We start from the raw sequence: 9,453 nt of genomic DNA, 5'->3' as shown, positions 1-9,453 counted from the left end.
ATGCCTTCATCCTCTCAAGAACCCCTGAATTTCAGCGCCGTTTTGCACAAAACTGCATCACCGATATTTTGTTAGTCGAAGCCGCAAGATGTGATATATTGCTCCCGCAAACTGTCAGAGTTTGTAACCCTCTCAATCAGTCAATCAGCATGTGAAGGAGATAGCGAAATGAAACTGCGAAGGCTCGTCCTGACTGCCGCACTTGGAGCCGCAATGACGGCCCCGGCGATGGCCCAAGAGGTTCTGGAAGGTGATACCCGGCTCGCTTGCGAAGCCATCCTATGCCTGGCCACCGGCAAACCGCCACACGAATGCCAGCCGTCCCTGCATCGGTACTTCAGCATCACAGCCAAGAAGCTGTCCGACACGATCAAAAAGCGCCGGAACTTCCTCGATCTGTGCCCCGTGGCCAACCAGACGCCGGAAATGTCGGCCCTGGTGGCGGCCATGTCGCAAGGCGCAGGCCGCTGCGATGCCAGTTCCCTGAACGCCACGCTGCGCAGTTGGGGCGGCGGCGATAACGACTATGTGTATATCGCCAACAGCATGCCGAGCTACTGCGCGGCCTACACGAACCACGCTTACACCGACTTGAAGGACACCAAGCCCCGCTATGTCGGCATCCCCGAGCGCGGTGGCTATTGGGTCGAGGCGGACAAGTACGACCAAGCCGTGGCGGAATACAACGAGCGCATCAGGCGCGAGGACGAAGAACGCCGACGCCAGGGAATGTACGGCGGGGGTGCCTGAATGGACTTCATCGCACTGGCCCAAGAGTGCGCCCCGTGGGTGGCGCACGAAACGATGGCGGCAATAGTCAGGACGGAATCCGCATTCCGGCCCTTGGCGATTGGCGTCAATGGTGGTGCGAGACTGGCCCGCCAGCCCGAGAACAAGGCCGAAGCCGTTGCAACAGCCGAATGGCTGATTGCCAACGGCTACAACATTGACATGGGCCTTGGCCAAGTCAATTCGACCAACCTGCGCAAGACCGGCCTGACGGTCGAAGACGCCTTTGACGCCTGCAAGAACATTGCGGCGGCCGCAACGATTCTCCACTGGAACTATCAAGCGGCCAGTCGCAAGGTGCAGGGCGAACAAGCAGCGCTCCATGCAGCGCTGTCGGCCTACAACACCGGCTCTTTCACGCGCGGGTTCTCCAACGGGTATGTGCAGAAGGTGGTGAATAACGCCGGTGCCGCGTCAGCGGTGCCGGTGGTGGCACCCATTCCGCTCTTGGGCGCGAAAGCGCCCAAGGCGGCCCCAAAGCCCGCGGTCAAGCCGCGCCAGACGCAGGCCGCACCGGACGCGCCGGTGAGGCTGCAAGCCGAAGGCCAGCAGGCGGCCGAAGGCGACGGCGCAAGCGTGTATGGCGGCGGTTCAACCCAAAGCGTGATGGTGTATTGATGAAACTCATGATTATTGAGTCGCCCGGCAAGATAGCGAAGCTATCGGCCATCCTGGGCGACGGCTGGAAGATCGCGGCCAGTGTCGGGCATGTGCGCGACCTGCCGCATAAGGAAATGGGCGTGGAAGCGCCCGATTTCAAACCGACCTATGAACTGACCGAACGCGGCTCTGACGTGGTGGCCAGGCTCAAGGGCCTGGTCAAGAACGCGGACACCGTGTATCTGGCCACCGACCCGGACAGGGAAGGCGAAAGCATTAGCTGGCACTTGCAGCAGTGCTTGAAGCTCTCGAACCCGCAGCGCGTCACGTTCAACGAAATCACGGCCAATGCTGTGAAGACGGCCTTGCTGCAACCAAGGTCGATTGACGTGCAGCGGGTGGCGGCGCAGGAAGCGCGGCGCGTGCTTGACCGGCTGGTGGGCTACATGGTCAGCCCGGAACTGAGCCGCCAAAGCGGCGAACGCCTTTCAGCAGGCCGGGTGCAAAGCCCGGCCGTGCGCCTGGTGGTCGAGCGCGAACGGCAGATTCGTGCTTTCAAGGTCACGAACCATTTTGGGGCCATGCTGTTTTTCGCGGACGCGAAAACCGAAAGTGAGTGGTCGGCCGAATGGCTCACGAAGCCCGACTTCGTGACGGATGACAACCCGTATTTCATGGACAGGGCTTTTGCTGCGGCCGTGGCCCAAGTGGGCGCGGTGGTGGTCAAGTCGTTCAACGAAGGCGAAGCGAAGCGCAGCCCGCCGCCGCCTTTCACGACTTCGACCATGCAGCAGGCCGCCAGCGTGGCCCTTGGGCTGAACCCCAAGGCCGCGATGGAAGCCGCGCAGAAGCTCTACGAGCAGGGCCACATCACCTATCACCGCACGGACAACCCGAACGTGTCGGATGACTCCCTGGGCGACATATACGCGGTGGCGGTCAAGCTCGGTCTGGACATGGCCGAATCACCCCGGAAGTTCAAAGCGCCGGAAGGCGCGCAAGTGGGACACCCGGCCATCACGCCGACGCATTGGGACGTGGAAGAAGCGGGCGAAACCGAACAACAGCGGGCGCTCTACAAACTGATTCGGCTTCGTGCGATTGCCTGCCAGCTTGCGGACGCGCGCTATGCCGTGCGGACGGTGCGCCTGCAAGGCGCGCAGCCGGTCGATGGGAAGAACGTCGAGTTCGAGGCCAAAGGCCGAACGCTGACGTATTCCGGCTGGCTCAAGCTGGTAGCGGGCGACCAGACCGAAGACGAAGGCGAGGACGCCAAGGAGCCCGCCAACCCGGTTCCGCTTCTCGAAGCTGGCCAGCGCCTCGATGTGGCGCACGGCAAGCTGCTGGAAAAGAAGACGAAGCCGCCGCCGCGCTTCACCGAGGCCACCTTGGTGAAGAAGTTGGAGAGCGAAGGCATCGGCAGGCCCGCGACCTACGCGGCCATCATGGACAACATCGTTTCGCGGGCCTATGTCCGCGTCGAGAAGAAATACCTCGTGCCCACGCCTACCGGCGAATTGGTGGTGGATGCCCTGGTCGGGAAGTTCGGCTTCATCGACCTGGGCTTTACCCGCGAAGTGGAAGAAGACCTTGACCGCATTGCGCAGGGCCAGGCGGCCTACCGGGGTGTCATCAGGAAGGTGCATGAGCAGTTGCAGCGTGAGCTTGCAACGATGGAAGTTTCGGCCACCCCGAAACACCCCTGCCCCGAGTGCGGCAAGCCGTTGCGGCGCATCAAGGGGAAAAGCGGGCACTTCTGGGGATGTTCAGGGCATCCCGATTGTTCTGTGACGTTGCCGGACGAAGGCGGCAAACCGGGACAACGGAAGCCGCAGGAAGTCTCGGCTTTCGCGTGCGCGAAATGCGGCAAGCCCCTGATTCATCGCACCAAGCCCGGCAAGGGCGGCTATGACTTTTGGGGTTGTTCCGGCTTCAAGGAAGGCTGCAAGGCCACCTACGAAAACAAGAACGGAAAGCCGGATTTCGACAAGGCGAAGTGACGTTCCGCGACTTGGCGAAATACCATAAATTGCGACTTCAAAATAACATGTTTTGTGATAGACTAAGGCCGTTGTCATCCAGTAAACGCGGAGGTGTGACCTGGGAAATTCCCTTATGAATACCTTGAGCGAAGCGGAATTGCAGGACTTCATGCTGAACAAGGCCGTCAAGCGGCTGAACATCGTTCAGAACGATTCCGGCAAATACCAAATCATCGTGAATCTGACTTGGAAAGAAGGAGATTGGAATTTATTGACCACACGCAAAACCATCCGTGAATGGGCGAGCTTAGACAGGCTGGCACGCCACATTCGAGAGAACTACGGCATCCCGCCGTCCATCAGCCTTTCGCTTTATCAGTTGGAGAACTCAAGCAAATGAATATCACGACCCTTTACATGAACGCGAAGGCGGCCATTGCCGCCAACAAGATCGCAAAGATGGACGCCGACAAGAAGGCGGCCGGTTTCCTCATGCTGCTGGCCCTGGCCTTCGTCGCGGTCATGCCCGAAGTGGCAATGGCCGCGCCCTGGGACGGCGCAGCCGACAAGGTGCTGGAAATCTTCACGGGCGGCCTGACCCGCACGCTGGCGATCATCGCGGTGATTGCGTGCGGCATCGCGGCCATCGCGGGCAAGCTGTCGTGGGATTGGGCCATCAAGATCATCATCGGCATCGTGCTGATCTTCGGCGCGGCGGCCATCGTTGATTACGTCATTTCGGCTGCGTCTTAATCATGGAACAGGGCGCACAAGACGTTTACACCGACCCGCTGTTTGTCGGCTTGACGCGCCCCGCAACCATGTGGGGCATCCCGTATATCGCGTTCGTGGTCGAGTTCATGGCCACGACGCTGATATTTCTGGCAGTCGGCAACCCGCTCTATCTGCTGCTGGCCGTGCCGATTCACGGTGTCCTGTACCTCGTCAGCGCCAATGACCCCGGTGTCTTCTATTCCATCTTCATGTGGATGAAGACGCTCGGGCGCTGCCGTAACACGCGGTTTTGGGGAGCGGCGAGCTTTTCGCCGCTTCCGACCAAGAAATGGACTAAGTGATTTTCGCGGACGCGAAAACAGCGAGGACAGCTATGGACTATCACATTTACCTGGACGGCGAGAAGTGCGGCGAACTGACCGACGCTGAAAACTTGCGTCTGCGGAAAGAGGCGAAAAGGGACGCGCGCACCTGGGGCGCGTTTCTTTTTTCCCAAGTAACCGGAACAGTAAGGTTCCTGACCTTCTATATCCGGTTGCTTGGTTCGGTCGGTGGCCTGGCGGTGCTGATGGTGGCGATGTTCGCCCCGCAGTTCCAGCAGGCCATTCAAGGGCAAAGCGGCGAGGAAATCGCCCAAGCCATCCGGGCGGCGGCGATCTACCTGAGTGCATCGGGCGCAATGATCGCGGCGGCCTGCCTTGTCTTCGCCCCGCGCATGTTCGGCATCCCCGACGTGTTCGAGCGCGAGTTTCAACGGCGCGTGCGCCTGCTGAAAAACATCCGCCGTTATGGGCAATTGGAAGTTATCGGCTTCACGCTTCCAAGAACCGAAGGAGAGCAATAAATGGGCGCAGCATTCAAATACGCCGACGCATTGAAGACCGAAGAAATTTCGGCCGCATTCATTCCCTATTCGAGCCACGTCACCCGCAACGCGGTGAAGCTGGCCAGCGGCGACTACATTCAAGTTATTCGGATGCAAGGCGCTGCGCACGAAAGCGCGGACGTGCGGGACATCAATTCCTGGCACGACCAGCTAAACGGCTTCATGCGCAACATCGCATCGCCCCATGTAGCGGTGTGGTCGCACATCGTGCGGCGCGAGTATGGCGAATATCCGGGCGGCGAGTTCCAGCCCGGTTTCTGCCATGAGTTCAACGAGAAGTACCGCGAGCACATGGCGGGCGAGAAGATGCTGGTCAATGAGTTGTATGTGACCTTGATCTACCGCCCGGCCCCGATGAAGGCCGCCAAGCTGTTCGACTTCTTCGGGACGAAAGACCCGAAGGAGTTGCAGGAAAAGCAGCTTGACGAACTGGAAGCCCTGGACGAAGTGACGAACACGGCCCTGGCCGCGCTCGACCGCTACGAGCCGGATTTGCTCGGCTGCTACGAACACAACGGCCTGATGTTCTCCGAAGTTCTGGAATTCCTGGCCTTCCTGATTAACGGCGAGTGGCGGCGCTTCCCGCTGCCGCGCGCCGAAATCCGCGACATTCTGACCACCTCGCGGCCGTTCTTCGGTAAGGGTGGGCTGCTGTCCCTCAAGGGGCCTACGGCCACGCAATACGGCGGCATGCTGACGATTCAGGAATACCCGGCGATGACGTGCCCCGGCATCCTGAATGACCTACTCGGAATGCCCTTCGAGTTGGTCGTGACGCAATCCTTCACCTTCCTGTCCAAGCCGGTGGCCGTGGGCCGCATGAAGCGGCAACAGGCCCGCATGGTCAATGCCGGTGACGTGGCGGTGAGCCAGGTCGAAGACATTGACGATGCCCTGGACGATTTGACCTCCAACCGCTTCGTGATGGGCACGCACCATCTGAGCGTGTTTGTGCGGGCCTTCGATCAAAAGGCCCTGAACGAACACATCAGCGATGCAGGCGCGGCGCTGTCCGAAGCAGGCATGAAGTGGGCGCGTGAAGACTCCGGCATTGCCGGGGCCTTCTATGCGCAACTGCCTGGGAACTTCGATTACCGGGTGCGCGCTGGCGACATTACCAGCCGCAATTTCGCGGGGTTCAGTAGCTTCCACAACTACCCCATTGGCCGCATTCGCGGAAATCAATGGGGTGACGCCGTGATGATGTTCAAGACGACTTCCGGCGCACCGTATTACTTCAATTTCCACAAGGGCGAACAGGGCGCGGACGCCAAGAAGGCGGCCAAGCTCGACCCGAACCACAAGGACTTGGCCAACACCGTGGTGATTGGCAAGTCGGGGACGGGTAAGACCGTGTTGGAAATGGCTCTGCTGGCCCAAACGCAGAAGTTCAGCCAGCCCGACAAGGGCAAGGTGCTGTCGTGCGTTCTGTTTGACAAGGACTTGGGCGCGGCAGTGGGCGTGCGAGCGATGGGCGGGCGGTATTACCCGCTCAAGAACGGCCTGCCGTCTGGCTTCAACCCGTTCCAAATGGAACCGACGCCCAACAACATGACGTTCTTGGAAAAGCTGGTCAAGCAGCTTGTGAAGCATGAGGCATTGCCGATCACGCCCCGCCAGGAGCGTGAAATCAGCGATGCCATCCAAGGCGTCATGTCGGCCTCGAAGTCCAAGCGCCGCTTGCGCTCGGTGCTGGAATTCCTCGACCCCACGGACGAAAACGGCCTGCATGTGCGACTCTCGAAGTGGTGCGGCAGCGGGCCGCTTGGCTGGCTGTTCGACAACGCCGAAGACACGCTTCGGCTGGACAACTGCACGATGGTGGGTTTCGACGTGACGGAGTTTCTGGACAACGACGCCACGCGCACGCCGACCATCATGTATCTGTTCCACCGGATTGAAAGCCTGATCGACGGCCGCCGCATCCCGATCTTCTTGGATGAATTCTGGAAGCTGCTGGATGACCCGGCCTTTGAAGACCTGGCGCAAAACAAGCTGGTGACGATTCGGAAGCAGGACGGCTTTTTGGTGATGTTCACGCAGTCGCCGAAACAGGTTCTCAAGTCGCCGATTGCCTACGCAATCATCGGGCAGACGGCCACCAAGATTTTCCTGCCGAACCCGGAAGCGGACTATGACGATTACGTCAATGGTTTCAAGCTGACGGAGCGGGAATTTCAGATCGTCAAGGAACTCGGCGAGAAGTCGCGCCAGTTCCTCATCAAGCAGGGACAAAACAGCGTGGTTGCGGAACTCAACCTACGCGGTTTTGACGATGAATTGGCTGTCCTTTCAGGCAACACGGCCACGTCATCACTGGCTGAAAAGCTGGTTGCGGAGTTGGGCGAAGACCCGGCAGTTTGGTTGCCTGAATTCCATCGCATTCGTAAAGGAGCATTCTGATGAAAGTGTTGAAGAAGTTTTTCGGGGCAATCGCCCTGGCCTTGGGCCTCGCGGCCGGGAATCCGGCGCACGCCGGTATTCCCGTGATTGACGCGGCGAACCTGGCCCAAGCCATCCAGCAAGTGGTGGCGTGGGCAGAGCAGTATCAGCAGATGGTCGAGCAGATTCAGGAAATGCAGAAGGCATACAACAACCTGAACGGCATCCGCAACATGGGCGATCTGGTGAATAACCCGCTCTCCCGGAAATACCTGCCCGACGAGTACCAAGAAATCCTGAGCAATGGCGTAGGTCAGTGGGAAGCGATTCGCAACGCGGCGAAGAAGTTCGAGATTGCCTCGACCAGCTTGGATGCCAGCAGCGATGCTGCCAAGGCGTTCGAGCAGGTTGCGAAGCAGGCCGCGCTGAATCGGGCAGGGGCCGAAGAAGCCTATAAGACGGCCAGCAAGCGTTTCCAAGACATTCAGGTGCTCTTGGACAAGGTGAATGCAGCACCGGACGCCAAAGACATTGCCGACCTGCAAGGCCGCATCCAGGCCGAACAGGTCATGATGGCAAACGAGGCGAACAAGCTGCAAATGCTCGCCCAACTGGCTTCGGCGCAGAAGGATTTGCATAACCAGCAAGTCAATGAAATCGCCATGAAGTCGTCGAAGGGAGCCATGCCTTCGGGGTGGTAATTCAATGCGGTGCCCCTGCGGGGGCACCCGCTCTTAGGAGATTGCGATGAACAAGGGTTTTGGTCTGGTGGTTTTGGTGGCAGCGGTGCTTTTGAGCGCGTGCAGTGATGGGGTTCCGCATGTCGAAGACCCTCATCACCCGGTTGATGCGGACGGCAACCCGATCAAAGGCAGCGAATTCCTGATGAAGTATTGCGCCGGGAAGTCGCACAACGAAACGTGCGCCAAGGTTGCAACGGCGGTAAGCGCCGATTCAACCAAGGGCGAGATGCCTAAAGGATGGTGATTCATGGCCGCAAGTAACTTCGGGTTTTACTCGCGCATGTTCACCGAACTGAGCAATGCGCTGACCAGCTACGTAAGCGACACCGCCAGTAGCGTTATCGGCGCGATCACGCCGGTGGCCACAACCCTTGTCACGATTTATGTGATGCTGTGGGGTTGGTCGATGATGCGGGGAGTGATTTCGGAGCCGATCACGGATGGGGTAGGGCGGATTGTCCGCCTGGCCCTCATCGTGGGGGTGGCCCTGCAATTAGGGCTTTACAACGGCTTTCTGGCTGATTGGCTGTGGAATGCGCCGGATTCCCTGGCTTCGTATGTCGGCGGTGACAGCGGCACCAGCAATGCCGCCTACCTTGATACGCTCATGTCGAAGATGTACGACTTCGGCGATGCCTACTATCAGAAGTCGATGGCGAACAAAAACACGTTCGGCATCCCCGATATGGGTCTGTTGATTATGGCCTGGGCAATTTGGGCCGTTGCGGTCGTTGCCACGGGCTACGGTGCCTTTCTGCTGGCCCTGGCCAAAATGGGTTTGGCTGTTGCCCTGGGCGTTGGCCCGATCTTCATCCTGCTGACAATCTTCGAGCCGACCAAACGGTTCTTCGACGCCTGGATTGGCCAGGTGCTGAACTATGTGTTCTTGGTGATGCTCTCGGCCGCGACGATCAAGCTCATCATGACGATTTTGGAAAAGTACCTGTCGGATGCTTCCGGCGCGGTGCTGGCCGATCCGTCCCTGAACCAAGCTCTGCCCGCCATCGTGTTTTCGATCATCGGCGCGCTGGCCCTGGTGCAAATGCCCGCGATGGCCTCGGCGCTCGGCGGTGGCGTGGCCCTCGGCACCCTGGGCGCGGTCAGTTGGGCTTACGGCAAGACGCGCGGCGGCATGGCGGCCATGCGTCCGACGAACCTGCGCCGGTCTTACAACCGGGCACGCTCTGATGTTCGCATTGCTGGCAATGCGGCGAAGACGGCGGCAGGCGCACCGATGGCGGTCTATCGGAAGATCACCGGAGGAACACGCAATCGCGTAGCACGCGGTTAGAGGCCAAAAAAAGGCGGTTTTTCGCGGACGCGAAACCGCCTTTTT

At 59.6% G+C, this 9,453-nt stretch carries 11 protein-coding genes; all 11 read left to right on the top strand.

The window, feature by feature from the left end; translation table 11 throughout:
• Window positions 1-168 precede the first annotated feature (168 nt).
• The 11 genes from SDENCHOL_RS13825 (at window position 169) to SDENCHOL_RS13775 (ending at window position 9,408) form a co-directional block, all read left to right on the top strand.
• Entirely contained in the window at window positions 169-750 is a 582-nt protein-coding gene (locus SDENCHOL_RS13825) for a TrbM/KikA/MpfK family conjugal transfer protein (protein WP_154717501.1), read from the top strand.
• The gene (locus SDENCHOL_RS13820) at window positions 751-1,407 is read left to right on the top strand and encodes a lytic transglycosylase domain-containing protein (RefSeq protein WP_154717500.1); all 657 of its coding nucleotides are present in this window, start codon (window positions 751-753) and stop codon (window positions 1,405-1,407) included.
• Window positions 1,407-3,389, top strand: a complete 1,983-nt coding sequence (gene topA, locus SDENCHOL_RS13815) for a type I DNA topoisomerase (RefSeq protein WP_154717499.1) — start codon at window positions 1,407-1,409, stop codon at window positions 3,387-3,389. The genes SDENCHOL_RS13820 and topA overlap by 1 nt, the downstream gene beginning before the upstream one ends.
• Before the next feature lie 115 nt (window positions 3,390-3,504).
• Window positions 3,505-3,771, top strand: a complete 267-nt coding sequence (locus SDENCHOL_RS13810; RefSeq protein WP_154717498.1) for a hypothetical protein — start codon at window positions 3,505-3,507, stop codon at window positions 3,769-3,771.
• On the top strand, window positions 3,768-4,124 hold the full coding sequence (locus SDENCHOL_RS13805) for a TrbC/VirB2 family protein (protein ID WP_154717497.1): 357 nt from the start codon (window positions 3,768-3,770) through the stop codon (window positions 4,122-4,124). The genes SDENCHOL_RS13810 and SDENCHOL_RS13805 overlap by 4 nt, the downstream gene beginning before the upstream one ends.
• Window positions 4,125-4,126: 2 nt before the next feature.
• On the top strand, window positions 4,127-4,447 hold the full coding sequence (locus SDENCHOL_RS13800; RefSeq protein ID WP_154717496.1) for a type IV secretion system protein VirB3: 321 nt from the start codon (window positions 4,127-4,129) through the stop codon (window positions 4,445-4,447).
• A gap of 32 nt (window positions 4,448-4,479) precedes the next feature.
• Complete coding sequence (locus tag SDENCHOL_RS13795) at window positions 4,480-4,950, top strand: hypothetical protein (RefSeq protein ID WP_154717495.1); 471 nt, start codon at window positions 4,480-4,482, stop codon at window positions 4,948-4,950.
• Entirely contained in the window at window positions 4,951-7,395 is a 2,445-nt protein-coding gene (locus SDENCHOL_RS13790; protein ID WP_154717494.1) for a VirB4 family type IV secretion/conjugal transfer ATPase, read from the top strand. It abuts the gene before it with no gap.
• A complete protein-coding gene (gene virB5, locus SDENCHOL_RS13785) occupies window positions 7,395-8,075 on the top strand; it encodes a P-type DNA transfer protein VirB5 (protein ID WP_154717493.1) in 681 nt (226 codons plus the stop codon). The genes SDENCHOL_RS13790 and virB5 overlap by 1 nt, the downstream gene beginning before the upstream one ends.
• A gap of 46 nt (window positions 8,076-8,121) precedes the next feature.
• Entirely contained in the window at window positions 8,122-8,361 is a 240-nt protein-coding gene (locus SDENCHOL_RS13780) for a hypothetical protein (protein ID WP_154717492.1), read from the top strand.
• Between the two features lie 3 nt (window positions 8,362-8,364).
• Window positions 8,365-9,408: a type IV secretion system protein gene (locus tag SDENCHOL_RS13775; RefSeq protein WP_154717491.1), complete on the top strand. Its 1,044-nt coding sequence runs from the start codon at window positions 8,365-8,367 to the stop codon at window positions 9,406-9,408.
• The last annotated feature ends 45 nt before the right edge of the window (window positions 9,409-9,453 follow it).

Source organism: Sterolibacterium denitrificans (assembly GCF_900174485.1).
GTDB classification, from domain to species: Bacteria; Pseudomonadota; Gammaproteobacteria; order Burkholderiales; family Rhodocyclaceae; genus Sterolibacterium; species Sterolibacterium denitrificans.
Note: the sequence above shows the minus strand (reverse complement) of the source record. Positions and strands in the feature narration are given on the sequence as shown.

Bases quoted from the DNA above. Each gene is read 5' to 3' on its own strand.
- SDENCHOL_RS13825 (WP_154717501.1), top strand. From the start codon at position 169: ATGAAACTGCGAAGGCTCGTCCTGACTGCCGCACTTGGAGCCGCAATG.
- SDENCHOL_RS13820 (WP_154717500.1), top strand. From the start codon at position 751: ATGGACTTCATCGCACTGGCCCAAGAGTGCGCCCCGTGGGTGGCGCAC.
- topA (WP_154717499.1), top strand. From the start codon at position 1,407: ATGAAACTCATGATTATTGAGTCGCCCGGCAAGATAGCGAAGCTATCG.
- SDENCHOL_RS13810 (WP_154717498.1), top strand. From the start codon at position 3,505: ATGAATACCTTGAGCGAAGCGGAATTGCAGGACTTCATGCTGAACAAG.
- SDENCHOL_RS13805 (WP_154717497.1), top strand. From the start codon at position 3,768: ATGAATATCACGACCCTTTACATGAACGCGAAGGCGGCCATTGCCGCC.
- SDENCHOL_RS13800 (WP_154717496.1), top strand. From the start codon at position 4,127: ATGGAACAGGGCGCACAAGACGTTTACACCGACCCGCTGTTTGTCGGC.
- SDENCHOL_RS13795 (WP_154717495.1), top strand. From the start codon at position 4,480: ATGGACTATCACATTTACCTGGACGGCGAGAAGTGCGGCGAACTGACC.
- SDENCHOL_RS13790 (WP_154717494.1), top strand. From the start codon at position 4,951: ATGGGCGCAGCATTCAAATACGCCGACGCATTGAAGACCGAAGAAATT.
- virB5 (WP_154717493.1), top strand. From the start codon at position 7,395: ATGAAAGTGTTGAAGAAGTTTTTCGGGGCAATCGCCCTGGCCTTGGGC.
- SDENCHOL_RS13780 (WP_154717492.1), top strand. From the start codon at position 8,122: ATGAACAAGGGTTTTGGTCTGGTGGTTTTGGTGGCAGCGGTGCTTTTG.
- SDENCHOL_RS13775 (WP_154717491.1), top strand. From the start codon at position 8,365: ATGGCCGCAAGTAACTTCGGGTTTTACTCGCGCATGTTCACCGAACTG.